Annotated in this window: 17 protein-coding genes, 1 pseudogene and 1 riboswitch; of the genes and pseudogenes, 13 read left to right on the top strand and 5 right to left on the bottom strand. The window is 72.9% G+C overall.

What is annotated here, in order from left to right; all coding sequences use genetic code 11:
• Window positions 1–172 precede the first annotated feature (172 nt).
• The 8 genes and pseudogenes from IE239_RS34635 (at window position 173) to IE239_RS34600 (ending at window position 8,782) form a co-directional block, all read left to right on the top strand.
• A complete protein-coding gene (locus IE239_RS34635; RefSeq protein WP_190153430.1) occupies window positions 173–1,333 on the top strand; it encodes an ABC transporter substrate-binding protein in 1,161 nt (386 codons plus the stop codon).
• On the top strand, window positions 1,330–2,226 hold the full coding sequence (locus IE239_RS34630; protein WP_190153429.1) for an ABC transporter permease: 897 nt from the start codon (window positions 1,330–1,332) through the stop codon (window positions 2,224–2,226). Before IE239_RS34635 ends, IE239_RS34630 begins: the two co-directional genes overlap by 4 nt.
• The gene (locus IE239_RS34625) at window positions 2,214–3,026 is read left to right on the top strand and encodes an ABC transporter permease (RefSeq protein WP_190153428.1); all 813 of its coding nucleotides are present in this window, start codon (window positions 2,214–2,216) and stop codon (window positions 3,024–3,026) included. Before IE239_RS34630 ends, IE239_RS34625 begins: the two co-directional genes overlap by 13 nt.
• Before the next feature lie 3 nt (window positions 3,027–3,029).
• On the top strand, window positions 3,030–4,115 hold the full coding sequence (locus IE239_RS34620; protein WP_190153427.1) for an ABC transporter ATP-binding protein: 1,086 nt from the start codon (window positions 3,030–3,032) through the stop codon (window positions 4,113–4,115).
• Between the two features lie 24 nt (window positions 4,116–4,139).
• A pseudogene (locus IE239_RS34615) lies at window positions 4,140–4,778 on the top strand (HAD family hydrolase); the annotation flags it as partial.
• A 94-nt stretch (window positions 4,779–4,872) separates the two neighbouring features.
• Entirely contained in the window at window positions 4,873–6,027 is a 1,155-nt protein-coding gene (locus IE239_RS34610; RefSeq protein ID WP_190153447.1) for an MFS transporter, read from the top strand.
• 200 nt (window positions 6,028–6,227) lie between these two features.
• Window positions 6,228–7,016, top strand: a complete 789-nt coding sequence (locus IE239_RS34605) for a carbon-nitrogen hydrolase family protein (RefSeq protein WP_190153426.1) — start codon at window positions 6,228–6,230, stop codon at window positions 7,014–7,016.
• Between the two features lie 53 nt (window positions 7,017–7,069).
• Window positions 7,070–8,782 (top strand): flavin monoamine oxidase family protein, encoded by a 1,713-nt coding sequence (locus IE239_RS34600; protein WP_190153425.1) that lies wholly within the window; start codon window positions 7,070–7,072, stop codon window positions 8,780–8,782.
• Window positions 8,783–8,803: 21 nt separating this feature from the next.
• Here IE239_RS34600 and IE239_RS34595 read toward each other — a convergent pair whose 3' ends face one another.
• Together IE239_RS34595 and IE239_RS34590 are read right to left on the bottom strand one after the other, a co-directional pair.
• Complete coding sequence (locus IE239_RS34595; protein ID WP_268254550.1) at window positions 8,804–9,535, bottom strand: DUF5995 family protein; 732 nt, start codon at window positions 9,533–9,535, stop codon at window positions 8,804–8,806.
• A gap of 265 nt (window positions 9,536–9,800) precedes the next feature.
• The gene (locus tag IE239_RS34590) at window positions 9,801–11,180 is read right to left on the bottom strand and encodes a uracil-xanthine permease family protein (protein ID WP_190153424.1); all 1,380 of its coding nucleotides are present in this window, start codon (window positions 11,178–11,180) and stop codon (window positions 9,801–9,803) included.
• Between the two features lie 130 nt (window positions 11,181–11,310).
• Between IE239_RS34590 and IE239_RS34585 the strand changes: the two genes are divergently transcribed.
• Window positions 11,311–11,769 (top strand): acyl-CoA thioesterase, encoded by a 459-nt coding sequence (locus tag IE239_RS34585; protein WP_190153423.1) that lies wholly within the window; start codon window positions 11,311–11,313, stop codon window positions 11,767–11,769.
• Here the strand turns inward: IE239_RS34585 and IE239_RS34580 are convergent.
• Complete coding sequence (locus tag IE239_RS34580) at window positions 11,729–12,949, bottom strand: MFS transporter (protein ID WP_190153422.1); 1,221 nt, start codon at window positions 12,947–12,949, stop codon at window positions 11,729–11,731. The two genes, IE239_RS34585 and IE239_RS34580, sit on opposite strands and share 41 nt — an antisense overlap.
• Before the next feature lie 132 nt (window positions 12,950–13,081).
• Between IE239_RS34580 and IE239_RS43045 the strand changes: the two genes are divergently transcribed.
• Window positions 13,082–14,476 (top strand): ROK family transcriptional regulator, encoded by a 1,395-nt coding sequence (locus IE239_RS43045; RefSeq protein WP_190153421.1) that lies wholly within the window; start codon window positions 13,082–13,084, stop codon window positions 14,474–14,476.
• Here IE239_RS43045 and IE239_RS34570 read toward each other — a convergent pair.
• Together IE239_RS34570 and IE239_RS34565 are read right to left on the bottom strand one after the other, a co-directional pair.
• Complete coding sequence (locus IE239_RS34570) at window positions 14,449–15,192, bottom strand: SDR family oxidoreductase (protein ID WP_190153420.1); 744 nt, start codon at window positions 15,190–15,192, stop codon at window positions 14,449–14,451. The two genes, IE239_RS43045 and IE239_RS34570, sit on opposite strands and share 28 nt — an antisense overlap.
• Before the next feature lie 90 nt (window positions 15,193–15,282).
• Window positions 15,283–16,170 (bottom strand): RNA polymerase sigma-70 factor, encoded by an 888-nt coding sequence (locus tag IE239_RS34565; RefSeq protein ID WP_190153419.1) that lies wholly within the window; start codon window positions 16,168–16,170, stop codon window positions 15,283–15,285.
• Between the two features lie 258 nt (window positions 16,171–16,428).
• Window positions 16,429–16,559: riboswitch (FMN riboswitch) on the top strand.
• 146 nt (window positions 16,560–16,705) lie between these two features.
• Between IE239_RS34565 and IE239_RS34560 the strand changes: the two genes are divergently transcribed.
• The 3 genes from IE239_RS34560 to IE239_RS34550 are packed head-to-tail and all read left to right on the top strand — an operon-like array spanning window position 16,706 to window position 19,253.
• Window positions 16,706–17,329, top strand: coding sequence for a riboflavin synthase (locus tag IE239_RS34560; protein WP_190153418.1), 624 nt, complete (start codon window positions 16,706–16,708; stop codon window positions 17,327–17,329).
• Window positions 17,326–17,967, top strand: a complete 642-nt coding sequence (gene pnuC, locus IE239_RS34555; protein WP_190153417.1) for a nicotinamide riboside transporter PnuC — start codon at window positions 17,326–17,328, stop codon at window positions 17,965–17,967. Before IE239_RS34560 ends, pnuC begins: the two co-directional genes overlap by 4 nt.
• Window positions 17,964–19,253 (top strand): bifunctional 3,4-dihydroxy-2-butanone-4-phosphate synthase/GTP cyclohydrolase II, encoded by a 1,290-nt coding sequence (locus IE239_RS34550; RefSeq protein ID WP_190153416.1) that lies wholly within the window; start codon window positions 17,964–17,966, stop codon window positions 19,251–19,253. The genes pnuC and IE239_RS34550 overlap by 4 nt, the downstream gene beginning before the upstream one ends.
• Window positions 19,254–19,303 lie beyond the last annotated feature (50 nt).

Genomic DNA, 19,303 nt, shown 5'->3' with positions numbered 1-19,303 from the left:
GCGTAGTCCACCGGCGATGCGGTCCGGCGACGGTCACAACTGTGCGGGAAACAGGGGCTCAGGGTTTCGCCGTTGTTTACGAAGACGACACCGGCGGCGTGCGTACTGAGGCCAACTTGTTCAGACAAGTTGTCCCTGCCTCCCGCATTCCAGCCCCTCCCCTGGAGAAGTCGTGACCGTGCCCCTGCCGAGAGTCGCCGTCCGCGGCGGCGCCCTTGCCGCCGTCGCCGTACTCGCCCTGAGCGCCTGTGGCGCCGCCCCCGACAGCGACGCCGCGGCCGCCGCCGACGGCAAGAACGCCGCCACCGCCACCTCCGCCGCCGGGTTCGGCGGCCTCGACGCCCTGGTGAAGGCGGCCAGGAAGGAGGGGACGCTGAACGCCATCGCGCTGCCCCGCGACTGGGCCGACTACGGCGCCCTCATCGACGGCTTCCAGAAGAAGTACGGCATCAAGGTCGCGGTCGAGAACCCCGACGCCGCCAGCCAGGACGAGATCAACGCCGTCACCTCGCGCAAGGGCCAGGGCCGCGCGCCGGACGTCCTCGACCTCGGCAGCTCCTTCGCGCTGAGCGCAGCCCAGCAGGGGCTGCTCGCGCCCTACAAGGTGGCGTCGTACGCCGACATCCCCGCGGCGCAGAAGGACGCACAGGCCCGCTGGTACAACGACTACGGTGGATACATCTCCATCGGCTGCGACGCGGGGCGCGTCAAGGTCTGCCCGACCACCTTCGCGGACCTGCTCAAGCCGCAGTACAAGGGCCAGGTCGCCCTCAACGGCAACCCCACCAAGTCCGGCTCCGCCTTCGGCGGCGTCTACGCGGCCTCCCTCGCGAGCGGCGGCTCCTTCGACGACATCCAGCCCGGCCTCGACTTCTTCGCCGAGCTGAAGAAGAACGGCAACTACACGGCCGTCGAGTCGACGCCGGCCACCGTCGAGAAGGGCGAGACGCCCATCAGCATCGACTGGGACTACCTCAACGCCGGATACGCCGACGAGTTCACGTCCAAGGGCGTCGACTGGAAGGTGGCGGTGCCCCGCGACGGCCAGTTCTCCCAGTACTACTCGCAGGCGGTCAACAAGGACGCCCCGCACCCGGCCGCCGCCCGCCTGTGGCAGGAGTACCTCTACAGCGCCGAGGGCCAGAACCTGTGGCTCAAGGGGCACGCACGGCCGGTGCTGATGACCGTCATGGAGAAGGCCGGCACCCTCGACAGGACGGCCGCGGCCGCGCTGCCCGAGGTCTCCGGCACTCCCTCCTTCCCGACCGAGGCGCAGCAGAGCAAGGCCAAGACGGTCCTCGGGCAGGGCTGGGCGAAGGCCGTCTCCGGATGACCTCCACCGCCGTACGGGTCGACGTGGCGTCCGCCGCCGAGGTCAGGCGGCGGCGCCGGTCCCTCGGCGGGCTCGCCGTCGTCCCGCTGCTCGCCTTCACCGCGCTCGCCTTCGGGCTGCCCGCCGTGGCCATGCTCGACGGCGCGTTCACCGTCAGGGACCCGGCCTCGGGCGCCACTTCGTACACGGCCGGCAACCTGACCGCCTCGCTGCGGGGCGCGTACCTGACGGCCCTGCTCGGCAGCGTGAAGCTGTCGGCCGTGTCCGCGGGGCTGGCGGCGCTGCTCGGACTGCCGCTGGCCCAGGCCGTGGTGACCTCCCGCCGCCGCGCGCTGCGCGAGGCCGTGCTCACCGCGTCCGGGGTGCTCGCCAACTTCGGCGGCGTCCCGCTGGCCTTCGCCTTCGTCGCCACGCTCGGCAACGCCGGTGTGCTGACCCGCCGGTTCGGCCTCACCGACCAGGGCTGGGACCTGTACAGCTTCTGGGGACTGGTGATCGTCTACCTGTACTTCCTGATCCCGCTGACCGTGCTCACCCTCACCCCGGCCCTGGAGGGGCTGCGCACCCAGTGGCGCGAGGCGGCGCAGAACAACGGGGCCACCCCCGTCCAGTACTGGCGGCACGTCGCCCTGCCCGTCCTGCTGCCCTCGCTGCTCGGCGCCCTGGTGCTCCTCTTCGGCAGCGCCTTCGCCGCGTACGCCACCGCCGCCGCCATGGTGGGCAGCTCCGTCCCGCTGGTCACCCTCCAGATCGCCGACGCCCTCTCCGGCAACGTGCTCGTCGGCCAGGAGAACGTGGCCCTCGCGCTCAGCCTCGACATGGTCCTGGTCGCGGGCCTGGTCATGGCGGTGTACCTGCCCCTGCAACGACGGAGCGCGCGATGGCTCGCCTGAACCCGTGGCGGTGGCCGGTCCTCGGCCTCGCCGGACTGTACTTCCTGACGCCGCTGGCCGCGTCGGTCGTCTTCACGCTCGACGTGCCCGGACAGGGCGTCACCTTCGACGCCTACACGCAGATCTTCTCCACCGACGGCTTCGGGTCCAGTCTGCTGCTCTCGCTGGAACTGGCCGTCGCCACCATCGCCGTCGTCCTGCTGCTGACGGTGCCGGCCATGGTGGCACTGCGACTGGGCGCGCCCCGGCTGCGGCCGGTCGTCGAGGTGGTGTGCTCACTGCCGCTGGTGGTGCCGCCGATCGCGTTCGTCGCGGGCATCGGGACGGTGCTGAAGTGGGGACCCGAGCATCTCTCGCGCACCCCGCTCTTCCAGACCCTCGTCGCGATCCAGAACCCCGGCTTCCCCGTGGTCCTCGTCCTGGCGTACGTCGTGATGGCGCTGCCGTTCGTGTTCCGGGCCCTGGACGCGGGACTGCGCTCCGTCGACGTCCCCACCCTCGTCGAGGCCGCCCGCAGCTGTGGGGCCGGCCGGCGGCAGGCACTGGTCCGGGTCGTCCTGCCCAACCTGCGCGGCGCGCTGCTCAACGCCTCCTTCCTCACCCTGGCCCTCGTGCTCGGCGAGTTCACCGTGGCGCAGCTGCTCGGCTTCCAGCCCTTCGCCGTCTGGATCGTGAACGTCAGCGGCGCGCAGGCCCAGCTCTCCGTCGCCGTGTCCGTGCTCAGCCTGCTCGTGACCTGGGCGCTCCTCCTCGTCCTCGCCGGCTTCGGCGGGCGCACCCGTACTGCTTCCCGGGGATGAACCATGACCGTGCTCGACAACACAGCGACGACGCCCGAGCCGGCGACGGAGGCGGCGACCGTCGAATTCCGCCGCCTGCGCCGGGAGTTCGGGCCGACCGTCGCACTCGACGGCCTCGACCTCACCGTCCGGCCGGGCGAACTCCTCGCCCTGCTCGGCCCCTCCGGCTGCGGCAAGACCACCGCGCTGCGGATGCTCGCCGGGTTCGAACATCCCGACTCCGGTGAGGTGCTGGTCGACGGCGACGACGTCACCAGGGTTCCGGCCCACCGCCGGGACGCCGGGATGGTCTTCCAGTCGTACAGCCTCTTCCCGCACCTGGACGCGCTCGACAACGTGGCCTTCGGGCTGCGGATGCGTAAGGTGCGCACCGCGCAACGACGTTCCCGGGCAGCCGAGTTGCTGGACCTGGTGGGCCTCGCCGACAAGGGCGCGCGGTTCCCGCACCAGCTCTCCGGCGGGCAGCAGCAGCGGGTCGCCCTGGCCCGCGCCCTCGCACTGCGCCCGCGCGTCCTGCTCCTGGACGAACCGCTCTCCGCGCTCGACGCCAAGGTGCGGCTGACCCTGCGCGAGGAGATCCGGCGGCTCCAGCAGGAGCTCGGCATCACCACCCTGTTCGTCACCCACGATCAGGAGGAGGCCCTGTCCATGGCGGACCGGGTCGCCGTGATGCGTGCCGGACGGCTCGAACAGTGCGCCGCCCCGGCCGAGTTGTACGGCCGTCCCGCCACGGCCTTCGTCGCCGGGTTCGTGGGCACGACGAGCCGGATCCCGGGACGCCTGGACGGCGCGAGCGTCGAGGTGCTCGGCCGCCGGCTGCCCGTCGACGGCCGGATCCCGGCCGGGGCCGAGGTGGACGTCCTGGTGCGGCCGGAGTCCGTGCGGGTGCGGGCCGAGGACGACGGGCACGCGCGCGTGGTCGCCACCTCCTTCCTGGGCGCGGCCGTCCGGATCACCGTCCGGCTCGCCGACGGCGCCGAGGTCAAGGCCGACCTGCCCGCCCACGAGGCCGCCGAGCTGACCGCGGGCGCCGCGGTGGACGTGTCGCTGCCCGACCGCCCGGTGCTCGTCACCGAACGCACCTCCTGAATCCGCCACCGAAAAGAGGCAACCGTGACGCAACTCCCCCTCCAGGCCGTCCTGTTCGACATGGACGGCACGCTCGTCGACACCGAGCGGCTGTGGTGGGAGGCGGTGCGACAGGCGGCCGGCCGGCCTCTGACCGAGGCGGACCGGCCCGAGGTGCTCGGCCGTCCCGTCGAGCACACCGCCCACTGGCTGGCCGCCGACACCGGCCGCCCCGCGGCGGAACTCGCCGAGGCGCTGCACCGGGACTTCGCGGACCGCGTCCGCGCCGGGATCGTGCCGCGCCCCGGCGCGCTCGCCCTGCTCGACGGCCTGGCCCGGGAGGGCGTGCCGACGGCGCTGGTGACCGCGTCCCCCCGGACGGTCGCCGACACGGTGCTCGACGCGCTCGGCGCGAGCCGCTTCGCCGTCACCGTCACCGCCGACGACACCGAGCACACCAAGCCCGCCCCCGACCCCTACCTCGCCGCCTGTCGCGCCCTCGGCGTCGACCCGGCGGCCTGCGTGGCCGTCGAGGACACCGAGACGGGGGTGACCTCCGCCGAGGCCGCCGGTTGCACGGTGCTGGCGGTGCCGTCGCTCGCGCCGATCGGGACGGCGCCCGGCCGCACCGTCGTGGCCGGCCTGGAGGGCGTCACCACGCAGCGGCTGCGCTCGCTGCTGCCCGCCGGGAAACCGGTGGGCGACGGGGTGTGAAGCGGCTACCGTGGGCAGCATGACCTGGCGACATTGATCGACACCCCGTTCCGGCGTCCGTCGGCTGACCGCCACGCTCTACGCGTACGCGTTCCTCGACGAGTTCGTCCTGCTCTACCCGGTGTACGTGCTGCTGTTCGTGGACAGCGGGCTGTCCGTCGGGCGGATCTCCTCCCTCTTCGTCCTGTGGTCGCTGACCGGCGTCCTGCTGGAGGTTCCTTCCGGAGCCTGGGCCGACGCCGTGTCCCGGCGGACGCTCCTGTGGCTGGGCCCGCTGCTGGGCGCGGCCGGCTTCGCGCTGTGGGTGCTCGTCCCGTCGTACTGGGCCTTCGCGGCCGGCTTCGTCCTGTGGGGAGCGCGCGGCGCACTGGGATCCGGCGCGCTGGAGGCGCTGGTCTACGAGGAACTGGAACGCGCCGGCGCGGCGGACCGGTACGCCCGGGTGATGGGCCGCGCCCACGCGCTGGGCCAGGCCGCCGTGATGGCGGCGACGGCACTGGCCGGGCCGGTGCTCTCGGCCGGGGGCTACCGGGCCGTCGGCGCGGCCAGTGTGCTGGCGAGCCTGCTCTGCGCCGCGGCCGCCACCCGCTTCCCCGAGCACCGCACCCCGGCCGCCGCCCCGTCCGAGGACGGCTGGGCCGCCACCCTGCGCGCCGGGTTCGCCGACGTCCGCCGGGACCGCTCCGTTCTCGGCGCTCTGCTGTTCGTACCGGCCGTCGCGGCGGTGTGGGGCGCGCTCGACGAGTACACCCCGCTGCTGGTCGCGGAGACCGGCGTTCCGGCCGCCGGCGTGCCCGGTCTCCTCGTGCTGATCTGGGCCTGCGTCACGGTCGGCAGCCTGCTGTCAGGCGTGGCGGAACGTTCCGGCCGCGCCGGACTCGCCACGCTCCTCGCCGGGGCCGCGCTCGCCCTGGCGGTCGGCGCGCTCACCGGGAAGCCCGCGGGCGTCGCCCTCGTCGCCCTCGCCTTCGGCGGCTTCCAGCTCGCGACGGTCCTGGCGGACGTCCGGCTCCAGCGCCGTATCGAGGGCGCCGGACGGGCCACCCTGACCTCGCTCGCGGGTCTGGGCACGGAGCTGGTGACCATCGGGGTGTACGGCGTGTACGGGCTGCTCGGATCCGCAGTCGGCCATCGCGCCGTGTTCGCCCTGTGCGCGTTGCCGTATCTGACGACGGCCCTGGCCGTGGCCCTGGCGGGGGCCCGGGGACGGAGGCGGTGAGCCCGCGCAACGAATCGCCGCCGCGCCCCCCGCGCACGCAACGATCCGCTCACCGGTGCGCAACGGCTCCTTCTTGTCCGGCCCGCGCGGCCGACCGTACCGTCTATCTGGCCCCGCCACAGACCCCCGACGGCCCCCGCAAGCGGCCTCCGCGGTCCCCACGACGGCCACCGCCCCCTCGACCCCGGTGAGGATCACGCATGCGCACCGCCCTGCTCCAGAGTTCCGGCCGTCCCGGATCCGTCGTCGAGAACCTCGAGGTGCTCGACGAGGCCGCGGCGCGGGCCGCCGCCGCGGGCGCCGCGCTGCTCGTCGCGCCGGAGCTGTTCCTCACGGGCTATGCCGTCGGCGACGACATCGCCCGCCTCGCCGAACCGGCCGACGGCGCCGCCGCGGACACGGTCGCCGGGCTCGCCACGCGGCACGGCCTCGCGATCGTCTACGGCTACCCCGAGCGGGAGGGCGAGACGGTCCTGAACTCCGCGCAGCTGATCTCCGCCGAGGGCGTCCGGCTCGCGAACTACCGCAAGACCCATCTCTTCGGCCGCTTCGAGCGCGACCACTTCCGCCCGGGCGGGCAGCCGGTGGTCCAGGCCGAGCTGAACGGCCTCACCGTCGGCCTGATGATCTGCTACGACGTCGAGTTCCCGGAGAACGTCCGTGCCCACGCCCTGGCCGGCACCGACCTGCTCGTCGTGCCGACCGCGCAGATGCACCCCTTCCAGTTCGTCGCCGAGTCGATGATCCCGGTGCGCGCGTTCGAGAACCAGATGTACGTCGCCTACGTCAACCGGGTCGGCCGGGAAGGGGAGTTCGAGTTCGTCGGGCTGTCCGCGCTGGCCGGGCCGGACGGGGTCGTCCGGGCCCGCGCCGGACGCGACGAGGAACTGGTCCTCGCCGACGTCGACCCCGTCGCCCTCGCGGCGTCCCGCGCGGCCAACCCGTATCTGCACGACCGCCGCCCCGGCCTCTACGGGTCCCTGGTCTGAGCCCCCGCCGTCCTTCGAGTCCGTTCGTCTTCGCCGCAAGGAGTCCGCACCCCATGACGTCCACCGTGCCCAACGCCGTCGAGCACGCAGACGAGCAGCAGCCGCCGATCACGATGTTCGGCCCGGACTTCCCGTACGCGTACGACGACTTCCTCGCCCATCCGGCGGGGCTCGGCCAGATCCCCGCGACCGAGCACGGCGCCGAGGTCGCCGTCATCGGCGGCGGGCTGTCGGGCATCGTGGCCGCCTACGAGCTGATGAAGATGGGTCTCAAGCCGGTCGTCTACGAGGCCGACAGGATCGGCGGGCGGCTGCGCACCGTCGGCTTCGACGGCTGCGACCCCTCCCTCACCGCGGAGATGGGCGCGATGCGCTTCCCGCCGTCCTCCACGGCGTTGCAGCACTACATCGACCTGGTGGGCCTGCGGACCCGGCCGTTCCCCAACCCCCTCGCCGAGGCGACGCCTTCGACGGTCGTCGACCTCAAGGGCGAGTCCTGCTACGCCGAGACGATCGACGACCTTCCGCAGGTCTACCGCGATGTCGCCGCCGCCTGGAACAGGTGCCTGGAAGAGGGCGCGGACTTCTCCGACATGAACCGGGCCATGCGCGAGCGCGACGTGCCGCGCATCCGCGAGATCTGGGCGAAGCTCGTCGAGAAGCTCGACAACCAGACCTTCTACGGCTTCCTCTGCGACTCCGAGGCGTTCCGGTCGTTCCGCCACCGCGAGATCTTCGGCCAGGTCGGCTTCGGCACGGGCGGCTGGGACACCGACTTCCCCAACTCCATCCTGGAGATCCTGCGGGTCGTCTACACCGAGGCCGACGACCACCACCGCGGGATCGTCGGCGGCAGCCAGCAGCTTCCGCTGCGGCTCTGGGAGCGCGAACCGGAGAAGATCGTCCACTGGGCGTACGGCACCTCGCTGGCGAGCCTGCACGAGGGCCGTGAGCCCCGCCCGGCCGTGACCCGGCTGCACCGCACCGCCGGCAACCGGATCACCGTGACGGACGCGGCGGGCGACATCCGCACCTACCGGGCGGCGGTCTTCACCGCCCAGTCCTGGATGCTGCTGTCGAAGATCGCCTGTGACGACTCGCTCTTCCCGATCGACCACTGGACGGCGATCGAGCGCACCCACTACATGGAGAGCTCGAAGCTGTTCGTGCCGGTCGACCGGCCGTTCTGGCTGGACAAGGCCGTCGACGACAGGGGGAACCCGACCGGGCGGGACGTCATGTCGATGACGCTCACCGACCGCATGACGCGCGGGACCTACCTGCTCGACGACGGCCCCGACAGGCCCGCCGTCATCTGCCTGTCCTACACCTGGTGCGACGACAGCCTGAAGTGGCTGCCGCTGTCGGCGAACGAGCGGATGGAGGTCATGCTGAAGTCGCTCGGCGAGATCTATCCGAACGTCGACATCAGGAAGCACGTCATCGGCAACCCGGTGACGGTCTCCTGGGAGAACGAGCCCTATTTCATGGGCGCGTTCAAGGCCAACCTGCCCGGCCACTACCGCTACCAGCGCCGCCTGTTCACGCACTTCATGCAGGACCGGCTGCCGGAGGACAAGCGGGGCGTCTTCCTGGCCGGCGACGACATCTCCTGGACGGCCGGCTGGGCCGAGGGAGCTGTCCAGACCGCGCTGAACGCCGTCTGGGGTGTGATGCACCACTTCGGCGGGGCGACCGACGCGACCAACCCCGGTCCGGGCGACGTGTACGACGAGATCGCGCCGGTGGAACTGCCGGAGGACTGAGCGTCCCTGCCCTCCGGGGCCTCACAGCGGGGTGAGCATCATCCGCCCCGCGAAGCCGACGGCCGTGTCGAGCCGCTCGGCGAACTCCTGGGCAACGTCCGGGAGCCGTCGCAGCGCCCACAGGGCCCGGGCCGCCGTCCAGGTGGCGTCCCGGGCGCGCTCCAGGCTCCAGGAGCCGAGCAGGTGGGTGAGGGGGTCGGCGATCTGCAACAGGTCGGGGCCCGGCATCAGTTCCTCGCGGACGCGCTCCTCCAGCGAGACCAGGAGATCGCCCACGCGGTCGAACTCGTCCTCCAGCTCGGCCGGTTCGCAGCCCAGGCTCCGGCAGGCGTCCACCACGGCGAGTGCGAGGTCGTGCCCGATGTGCGCGTTGACGCCCGCGAGCGCGAACTGCAGTGGCCGTACGCCGGGATGGCGGCGGAACTGCAGCAACGGACGCCAACAGGCCGGTGCGCGCCGGTCCGACGGCACCGGGTCGACGGCGTCCAGGTAGCGCTGCGCGAACCGTACGTCCAGCGCGACCGCGGCTCGAGGGTCGGGGAACCGGCCCCTGTCGATGCGCCGGCCGACCTCCTGGGTCACCGCCAGGTAGACGCGGTTGAAGACGGCGACCCCGTCCTGGGCGGGGAGGGCGGCGTCGAGGGCGTGCATCCGGGCGAGCACGTCGTCGACGCCCGGGCCGGGCGGACCGGCCGGGTCGGTCCGCTCGGGGCCCGGCTCGACGGGCGGGGTGAACTGTTCCCATTGCAGCATGAGGGCAGGGTCGCAGCCCCGGGCGGGCCCGCGCGCCCGCGAGCCCGACGCTTCCCCGGAACGGGGGAACGCGCCCGTCACGCGGAAGAGATCGCGCAGGAGTGATCGCGCGGCAGAGGTCGCCGGGGGACGGTCGGGCGGCAGCTGTCGCGTCGGAGGGGGAGAGCACCACCGTGCCGGGCTTGCGTGAGCGGCGGGCCCGCCGGCACAGCGGCACGGTCGCCGCCGGCCGGTCCCGCCGGGCGGACACAGCTCGTCGGACGCCCTACGAACCTGCCTCGTCGTAGCTGCTGGTGCCCTCGTCCAGCAGCGGCTCCCGCGTCCTGAGACGGGCGGGCGCGAACGCCCGCAGCGCGTGGTAGCCGGTGATGACGACGACGGTGCCGAGCGCGATGCCGCTCAGCGAGAACGTGTCGCCGAACTTCATCGTGACGTTGCCGACGCCGATGATGATGCCCGCCGCGGCCGGCACCAGGTTCAGCGGGTTGCGCAGGTCCACGCCGGCGTTGATCCAGATCTGCGCGCCGAGCAGGCCGATCATGCCGTACAGGATGACGGTGATCCCGCCGAGGACGCCGCCGGGGATCGCGGCGACGATCGCACCGAACTTCGGGCACAGGCCGAACAGGAGGGCGAACCCGGCGGCGGCCCAGTAGGCCGCCGTCGAGTAGACCCGGGTCGCGGCCATCACGCCGATGTTCTCGGAGTAGGTGGTGTTGGGCGGGCCGCCCAGGGCGGTGGACAGCATCGAGCCGACGCCGTCGGCCGAGATCGCCGTGCCGAGCCGGTCGTCCAGGTCGTCGCCGGTCATCTCGCCGACCGCCTTGACGTGCCCGGCGTTCTCCGCGACCAGTGCGATGACGACGGGCAGCGCCACCAGGACCGCCGACCACTCGAAGGACGGGCCGTGGAAGGACGGCAGGCCGACCCAGTCGGCGTGGGAGACGCCGGACAGGTCGAGCCGCCAGTGGTCGGTGACCTTGCCGCTCGCGTCGGCGGAGTGGATCCGGCCGAAGATCCGGTCGAACGCCCAGGAGACGGCGTATCCGAGGACGAGCCCGAGGAAGATGGCGATGCGGGACCAGAACCCGGGCAGGCAGATCACGGCCGCGGCGGTGAACGCCATCACCAGCAGCGCGGTCCACTGGTCCTGCGGCCAGTAGGTCGAGGCGGTGACCGGCGCGAGGTTGAAGCCGATCAGCATGACCACGGCGCCCGTCACGATGGGCGGCATCGCGGCGTGGATGATCCGCGCCCCGAACCGCTGCACGGCCAGCCCGACGGCGAACAGCGCGACCCCGACCACGAACACCGCTCCGGTGACCGTGGCGCTCGTCCCGCCCTGCGCCCGGATGACCGCCGCCACGCCCACGAAGGACAGGGAGCACCCCAGGTAGCTGGGCACCCGGCCGCGGGTCGCGAGCAGGAAGACGACGGTCGCGACGCCGGACATCATGATGGCGAGGTTGGGGTCCAGGCCCATGAGGACCGGCGCCACGAAACTCGCCCCGAACATCGCCACCACGTGCTGGGCGCCGAGGCCGACCGTGCGCGGCCAGGACAGCCGTTCGTCGGGGCGGACCACCGCGCCGGGCGCGGGAGTGCGTCCGTCGCCGTGCAGTTTCCAGCGGACGCCGAGATCCATGGTGCGGGTTCTCTTTCGTGAGGGGACGGCTGTCCCGGTCATTCTCCCGTGCGCCGGAGGGGGTGAGCGACCGCTTAGGGGCGGCTTAGGATGGTGGCCGTTGCCTCATCCACGCACAGGAGTGCCCGTCGTGACCGCCGAAGCCCCGCCCGCCCCCGCTGTCTCGTACGGGCGGCTCGTCCCCGTCACCGTCCACTTCGACGACCTCGACGCGCTCGGACTGCTGCACAACGCCCGCTATCCGCTGCTGGCCGAACGCGCCTGGACCGAGCTGTGGCAGGAGCACGGCGTCCGCTTCGAGGGCGACTGGGCCACGGCCGGCGACGCCTGCAACGCCGTCAAGGAACTGCGCGTCAGCTACGAGGCCCCGGTCACCAAGCCGGGCGCGTACGCCGTGCACCTGTGGCTGGAGCGACTGGGCAACACGGGGCTGACGTACGGCTTCCGGTTCTGCTCGACGGACGGGACGCTGACGTACGCGCGCGGCGAACGGGTCCTCGTCCGGCTGGACGCGGCGACCCTGCGTCCCACGCCGTGGAGCGAGACCTTCAGGAGCGGGGGCCGGGCACTGATGCGGCCTGCGCACTGACCTTCGCGCCCGTGCGCTCGCCGGTCCGCAGCACACCGGCGAAGGCCACCAGCCCGCACGCGAGCACCGTCACGACGCCGAACGACACCGTCAGGCTGGTCGCCTGCGCCACTCCGCCGATCAGGCTGGGGGCGATCAGGCCGGAGGCGTACGTGATGGTCGCGACGCCCGCGATGGCCTGGCTGGGATTGGGCCCGCTGCGACCGGCCGCGGCGAAGCACAGCGGTACGACGGCCGCGATACCGAGCCCCATCAGCCCGAACCCGCCGATCGCCACCGCCGGATGACCCGCGAGCACGATCAGCAGCCCGCCCAGCGCGGCCAGGGCGCCCCCGGCGCGCACGGTGCGCACCGGCCCGAACCGGTTCACCACCGCGTCCCCCGCGATCCGGGCCACTGCCATGGTCAACATGAAGCCGGTCGTACAGGCCGCCGCGACCCCGGCCGAGGAGGCGAGCCGGTCGCGCAGGTACACGGCCGACCAGTCCAGGCTCGCGCCCTCCGCGAACACCGCGCAGAACCCGACGGCGCCGATCAGCAGGGCCGAGCGGGGCGGCAGCGTGAACCGCGGGGGCGGCTCCTCGTCCTCGGTGGGCCTGAGGTCCAGCACCCATCGGCAGACCACCAGGCCGACGACGGTGAGGACGGCGGCCGCCAGCGCGTGATGCAGACGCGCGTCCGAGCCGAGGTGCGCGGCGAGCGTCCCGCCGGCCGAGCCGATCAGGGCGCCCGCGCTCCACATGCCGTGCAGCCCCGACATGATCGACCTGCCGAGCCGGCGTTCGACCTCGACGCCCAGGGCGTTCATCGCGACGTCCGCCATGCCCGCGGTGGCGCCGTACGTGAACATCGCCAGGCACAGGAGCGGCAGGTTCGGTGCGAGGGCGGGCAGGATCAGCGACAGCGTCCACAGGGCGAGCAGTGCGCGCAGAGCCGCCCGGCTGCCGAAGCGGTGGGTGATCGAGCCGGCCAGCGGCATCGCGCAGGCCGCGCCGAACGCGGCGAAGGCCAGGGCGAACCCGAGCTGGCCGGTGGAGACGCCGGCGTGGTCCTGGATCCACGGCACGCGCGTCGCGAACGAGCCGGTGACGGCGCCGTGCACGGTGAACACGGCCGCGACCGCGTACCGGGCGCGCCGTACCTCCGCCGGTGTGTGGACCACGTCGCCCGCTCCGCTCATTCCTCGACCTTTCCGGGTCCGCACCGCTCCGCCACGGTGCCGACGTAAACTATCAGGAACCCTGCCTGATAAATAGAGTGGTCGGTCAAGAAGCGTCGGCCGGGCCCCCTCGGCCGTGGGAGGATTCCCGCCATGCCCGCATCCCCGAGCACCGCCCGGGTCATCAACGACCGGCTCGCCCTGCGGCTGCTGCAACGCGAAGGCCCGTTGACGGCAGGGCAGTTGAAACAGCTCACCGGCCTGTCCCGGCCCACGGTCGCCGACCTCGTCGAACGCCTCACGGCCTCCGGGCTGATCGAGGTCGCGGGGGAGACGGGCGAGCAGCGCCGCGGGCCGAACGCCAGGCTCTACGGCATTGTCGCGGACCGCGCGCATCTGGCCGCCCTGGACGTGCGCACCGAGGGGGTCTCCGTGCTCGTCTCCGACCTCGTCGGCCGGGTGCTGGCCGAGGCGTCCGTGCCCATCGGCGGCGACACCGGCACCGGGACGGCCGTCGAGCGGGCGGTCGCGCTGGTCGAGCAGGCGGCCGAGGAGGCCGGGGCCGACCCGCTGCACACCCTGTGCATCGGCGCGCCCGGCCTGATCGACCCGGCGAGCGGCCACCTGCGGGACTCCAGCGGGCTGCCCGAATGGCACCGCCGTCTGGTGGACGCGCTGCAGGAACGGTTCCCGGACGCCCGCGCGCACATCGAGAACGAGACCAACCTCGCCGCGCTGGCGGAACAGCGCGAGGGCTGCGCCCGCGACCGCGACACCTTCGTCCTGCTGTGGCTCGGCCACGGCATCGGCGCGGCCGTCGTGCTGGACGGCGCCCTGCGCCGGGGGGCCTCCGGCGGCACCGGCGAGATCGGTTTCCTGCCGGTGCCCGGCACCGACGGCCTGCCCTCGGCCACGGGGTGCGAGGGCGGATTCCACTCGCTGGCCGGCTCGGCGGCGATCACCGCCCTCGCGGGGGAGCACGGCCTGACGTCCCCGACACGGCAACGCACCGACGAGCCGGTGGCGGCCGAACTGGTGCGCCGGGCGGTCGAGGCGGTCCGCCCCGCCCCGGCCGACCGGCCGCCGCACGCTCCCGCCGACCGGCTTCCGCACGCCGTGCCCGCGGACCCGCTTCCGGACGCCTTCGAGGCCTCGGACACGTTCGACGCCTCGGACGGCCCGGCCGGGCGGGTCGCTGCCGGTCGGCTCCCGGACGCCGCCGACCGGTTCCTCGACGCCCTCGCCGACCGCCTGGTCCTCGGGGCCGCCTCCGTCGTCGCGGTCCTCGACCCCGGCTGTGTGGTCCTCGGCGGTGAGGTCGGCCGGGCCGGCGGCGACGAGCTGGCGCTCCGGGTGGCGCGGCGACTGCGCCGGATGGCGCCCCTGCCCACACAGGTGCGCCCCAGCGCCCTGGGCGGCGGCGCGGTCCTGCGCGGGGCGCTGCTCACGGCCCGCGAGTCCGCGCAGGACGAGCTGTTCGGCAGCGGTGAGCGAGAGGCCGGCGACCTGCCCGGGGCGGCTCAGCGGCGGATGCGCGTCGCCAGGTAGTCCTCGAACGTGCCCTTGCCGACGGCCCGCCCCGGAGCGAGATGACCGCCCGAGCGGAAGCCGCGGTAGGCCGCCCCGAACAGGGGCACGTTCAGCACGGCGCACCGCCGCCCGCTCGCCTCCAGGAACGCGCGGGCCAGCGACTCCGCGGTGCGTACCTCGGGGCCGCCCAGGTCCTCGACCCGTCCGGCGGGCGCGCCGACCGCCAGCTCCGCGAGCCGGCGGGCGACCTCGGCCACCTCCACCGGCTGATCGCTCACCCCGGCGGGCAGCAGCAGCACCGGCACCCTGGCCAGCGCCTGGAACGCCTGGACCAGCAGGTCGTGGAACTGGGTGGCACGCAACACCGTCCAGCCCAGCCCCGACTCCTCCACCAGCTTCTCCACGGCGAGCTTCACCCGGTAGTAGCGGTAGGGCACCCGGTCCACCCCGACGATCGAGATGTAGACCAGATGCCTCACCCCGGCCCGGCGCGCCGCGGCGATCAGCTGCCGGGCCGCCCGCTCGTCACCGCCGCGCGGCGAACTCGCGCAGTGCACCACGGTGTCCACGCCCTCGACGGCCGAGTCCAGCACCGCTCCGCCCTCGCGCAGATCGACGGCGTAGGGCGGGGCGTGCCGGCTCAGCACCCGCACCTCGTGCCCGTCGGCCCGCAGCCGCTCGGTGAGGAGCCGGCCCAGGGTTCCGGTACCGCCCGTCACCAGGATCGTGGTCATCCTCGAGTCCCTTCCGTCGCCGGACGCCCCCGGTGGGAACGTCCTCCACAGCTGGGACCGAGCGGCGCCCCCGGAATGTGACAACCGCCGCTACGCCCGGCCCGTCTGACGCCGTACGAAGACCAGCTTGTCCGGGTTCATCACCGCGTGCACCCCCGCGATCTCCCCGTCGAGGATGTCGAAACCGAGGGTCATCATGAGCGCGTCGCCGTCCCGGACGAGCACGCCGGGAGCGCCGTTGAGCTCGGCCACGTCGTAGCCGACGCCTGCCGGGAGGCCGCGGGACACGCCGGCCAGGAAGCGCAGCACCTTCTGGCGCCCGAGGATCGGCCGCAGGGCCGCCGTGACCCGGCCCCCGCCGTCGCTCCACCAGGTCACGTCCTCGGCGAGCAGTTGCTCCAGCCGCCGCAGGTCCCCGTCCCGGGCGGCCGTGACGAACGAGTCGACCAGCTTCTCCCGGCGGGCGGGGGCCGCCTCGAAGCGCCGCTCCGCGGCCGCCAGCCGCTGCTCGGCCCGCCGGTGCAGCTGACGGCAGTTGGCCTCGCTCAGGCCGGTCACCTCGGCGATCTCCCGGTGCGTGTGGCCGAACGCCTCCCGCAGCACGTACACCGCCCGCTCCGTGGGCGTGAGCCGTTCCAGGAGCACCAGCATCGCCAGCGACACCGCCTCGCGCTGCTCCGCGGACTCCAGGGGCCCGAGCGTGCCGTCGGAGGTGACGACCGGTTCGGGCAGCCAGGCGCCGACGTACGTCTCGCGCCGCGCCCGCGCCGAGGTCAGCCGGTTCAGGCAGAGGTTGACGACGGTTCTGGCCAGCCACGCCGCCGGGTGCGCGATCCCCGCGCGGTCGGCGCCGTCGAACCGCAGGTAGGCGTCCTGCACCACGTCCTCGGCCTCATGGGCCGACCCGAGCATCCGATAGGCCAGCCCGAACAACCGGGGGCGGTGGGCCTCGAACTCGTCGGCGCTCGCGGTCGTCATGGGGTCACCCTGTCAGAGCCGCGCGAGCGGCCGGAGAAAGGACCCGGTGGCGGGCAAGGGCCGTCGACACCGCCACCGGGCCGCGCACGTCGACCCTAGAAAGGACTAGACCACAACGTCAACAGGTATGGACCAATGGCGGAGGCCGAGACGGCGGTGACGGAGGCGCGCCCGGTTCACGACGCTCTGTGACTCACCCCACACACTTCACCCGTATGGACCCGTATCCGGCGTGGCACACTGACCCTGTACCAAAAGCAGCGCACTCCGGGGTCGGTGAAAGTCCGAACCGGCGGTTACAGTCCGCGACCCGGCCGCTTCCAGCGGCCGGTTGACCAGGTGAAATTCCTGGACCGACGGTTAAAGTCCGGATGGGAGGCAGTGCGCGGCGGGCGGGCATTCGTGCGCGCCGCCGTATGTGTACTCGTCCGCGGACGAGTCTGTCCGGCGTCGCCCCCGGTGCTCTCGCCCGTACCTGCTGTCGTCATCGACAGGCCCCGGAGTCCGTGCCCGAAGAGGCAGGAGGACCCGGGAAGTGTTCACCGGAATCGTCGAAGAGCTGGGTGAGGTCACCGCCGTCGAGAATCTCGGCGACGCCTCCCGCTTCCGGCTGCGCGGCCCCGTCGTGACCGACGGCGCGAAGCATGGCGACTCCATCGCCGTGAACGGGGTCTGTCTCACCGTCGTCCAACACGAGGGCGACGAGTTCACCGCCGACGTCATGGCGGAGACCCTGAACCGTTCCAGCCTCGGCGCCCTCGGCGTCGGCTCCCGGGTCAACCTCGAACGCCCCACCGCCGTGGGCGCGCGCCTCGGCGGGCACATCGTGCAGGGCCATGTCGACGGCACCGGCGCGGTGGTGGAGCGCAAGCCCTCCGAGAACTGGGAGATCGTCAAGATCTCCCTGCCCGACGGCCTCGCCCGGTACGTCGTGGAGAAGGGCTCGATCACCGTGGACGGCATCAGCCTGACGGTGGTCGAGGCCGGTCCCGACTACTTCACCGTCAGCCTCATCCCCACCACCCTCGCCCTGACCACGCTCGGTCTCAAGCAGCCCGGCGACCCGGTCAACCTCGAGGTGGACATCGTCGCCAAGTACGTCGAGCGGCTGCTGGCGAACTCGCAGGGCACGGCGGGCACCCGGGGAGCGGCGCTGTGAACTGGCTGAACTCCGAGGCCTTCGTCATGTTCGACCAGCACATCATCTGGTCGGACATGATCGGCAACATCCTCGGACTGATCACCCTCGCGCTCGGCTGGCGTCGCTCGCTGCTGACCTGGCCGGTGCAGTTCCTCTCCGGCCTCGTCCTCTTCGTGGCCTTCTACGGTCATCTGGCCGGCAGCGCCGGCAAGCAGGTCGTCGTGATGGTCGTCGCCCTGTACGGCTGGTGGCAGTGGAGCCGCAGCAAGGGGCGGTCCGCGGACGGGCAGATCACCCCCCGCTTCGCCACCTGGTCCGAGCGCGCGGTCATGGCCGGCGCCGCCGCCCTCGGCACCGTCGCCGTCGCCCTGCTCTTCAAGGCCTACCCGTCGCTGTCCTGGGACCCCTGGCCGGACGCCTACATCTTCGTCGGCACGGTCGTCGCCATGTACGCCCAGGCGCGTGGCATGGTCGAGTTCTGGATCGCCTGGCTCCTGGTCGACGTCGTGGGCGTCCCTCTCAACTTCGCGAACGGCTACGCCTTCTCCGGCTTCGTGTACGTCATCTACGGCGCGCTCGTCCTGTGGGGCATGCGCGACTGGTGGCTGCGCTCCCGCAAGGCTTCGCAACCCGCTCTGGAAGGAGCGCCGGCATGAGCACGGCACCGATCCTCTACAGCACCGACGGCGTCGAGGACTTCTCCCTCGACCCCGTCGAGCAGGCCATCGCCGACATCGCGGCCGGCCGTCCCATCGTGGTCGTCGACGACGAGGACCGCGAGAACGAGGGCGATCTCGTCGTCGCCGCCGAGAAGGTCACCCCCGAGATCGTCGCCTTCATGATGAGCGAGTGCCGCGGTCTGATCTGCGCCCCCATGGAGGGCGACGAGCTGGAGCGGCTGCATCTCCCGCAGATGGTCGAGGACAACACCGAGTCGATGACGACCGCGTTCACGGTCTCCGTCGACGCCGGCGCCGCCCACGGCGTGACCACCGGCATCTCCGCCGCCGACCGCGCCACCACCCTCCGGCTGCTGGCGAGCGGCGAGGCGCAGGCAGGCGACTTCGTCCGGCCCGGGCACGTCTTCCCGCTGCGGGCCAAGTCCGGCGGCGTGCTGACCCGCAACGGCCACACCGAGGCCGCCGTCGACCTCGCCCGCCTCGCGGGGCTGCGGCCGGCCGGCGCGATCGTCGAGATCGCCGGCGAGGACGGCCGGATGCTCCGGCTGCCGGAGCTGATCCCCTTCGCCCGCAAGCACGGGCTGACGATCATCTCCATCGAGGACCTGATCGCCTACCGCCGCGGCTCCGAGCCCACCGTGCGCCGCGAGGCGGAGACCCGGCTGCCCACCGTCCACGGCGTCTTCACCGCGTACGGCTACCGCTCCACCGTCGACGGCGTCGAGCACGTGGCCCTCGTCCACGGCGAGATCGGCGACGGCGAGGACGTCCTGGTCCGCGTCCACTCCGAGTGCCTGACCGGCGACATCTTCGCCTCCCAGCGCTGCGACTGCGGTCCCCAGCTCGACGCGTCCCTGGAACGCATCCAGAGCGAGGGCCGTGGGGTGGTGGTCTACCTGCGCGGACACGAGGGCCGCGGCATCGGGCTGCTGTCCAAGCTGCGCGCCTACGAGCTCCAGGAGCAGGGCCACGACACCCTCGACGCCAACCTGGAGCTGGGCCTGCCCGCCGACGCCCGCGACTACGGGGCAGGCGCGCAGATCCTCGAGGACCTCGGCGTGCGCAGCGTCCGCCTGATGACCAACAACCCCGAGAAGACGCAGGCGCTCGCCCGGCACGGCATCGAGGTCACCCGGCGCGAGCCCATGCCCGTGCAGGCGGGCGAGCACAACATCCGCTACCTGCGCACCAAGCGGGACCGGATGGGACACGACCTGCCCTGGCTGGACGCGGTCCCCGTGTCCCCCTGCGGCAACCAGTGACCCGCCACCGGTGACCCGCCACCGGTGACAGACGACCAGTAATCGGCCAA

The organism is Streptomyces humidus (assembly GCF_014649655.1).
Classification (GTDB): domain Bacteria; phylum Actinomycetota; class Actinomycetes; order Streptomycetales; family Streptomycetaceae; genus Streptomyces; species Streptomyces humidus.
This window is presented reverse-complemented; position numbering and strand designations above follow the sequence as displayed.

Coding starts and splice junctions, on each gene's coding strand:
- IE239_RS34630 (WP_190153429.1), top strand. CDS start 1,330: ATGACCTCCACCGCCGTACGGGTCGACGTGGCGTCCGCCGCCGAGGTC.
- IE239_RS34625 (WP_190153428.1), top strand. CDS start 2,214: ATGGCTCGCCTGAACCCGTGGCGGTGGCCGGTCCTCGGCCTCGCCGGA.
- IE239_RS34620 (WP_190153427.1), top strand. CDS start 3,030: ATGACCGTGCTCGACAACACAGCGACGACGCCCGAGCCGGCGACGGAG.
- IE239_RS34605 (WP_190153426.1), top strand. CDS start 6,228: ATGCGCACCGCCCTGCTCCAGAGTTCCGGCCGTCCCGGATCCGTCGTC.
- IE239_RS34600 (WP_190153425.1), top strand. CDS start 7,070: ATGACGTCCACCGTGCCCAACGCCGTCGAGCACGCAGACGAGCAGCAG.
- IE239_RS34595 (WP_268254550.1), bottom strand. CDS start 9,535: ATGCTGCAATGGGAACAGTTCACCCCGCCCGTCGAGCCGGGCCCCGAG.
- IE239_RS34590 (WP_190153424.1), bottom strand. CDS start 11,180: ATGGATCTCGGCGTCCGCTGGAAACTGCACGGCGACGGACGCACTCCC.
- IE239_RS34580 (WP_190153422.1), bottom strand. CDS start 12,949: ATGAGCGGAGCGGGCGACGTGGTCCACACACCGGCGGAGGTACGGCGC.
- IE239_RS43045 (WP_190153421.1), top strand. CDS start 13,082: ATGCCCGCATCCCCGAGCACCGCCCGGGTCATCAACGACCGGCTCGCC.
- IE239_RS34570 (WP_190153420.1), bottom strand. CDS start 15,192: ATGACCACGATCCTGGTGACGGGCGGTACCGGAACCCTGGGCCGGCTC.
- IE239_RS34565 (WP_190153419.1), bottom strand. CDS start 16,170: ATGACGACCGCGAGCGCCGACGAGTTCGAGGCCCACCGCCCCCGGTTG.
- IE239_RS34550 (WP_190153416.1), top strand. CDS start 17,964: ATGAGCACGGCACCGATCCTCTACAGCACCGACGGCGTCGAGGACTTC.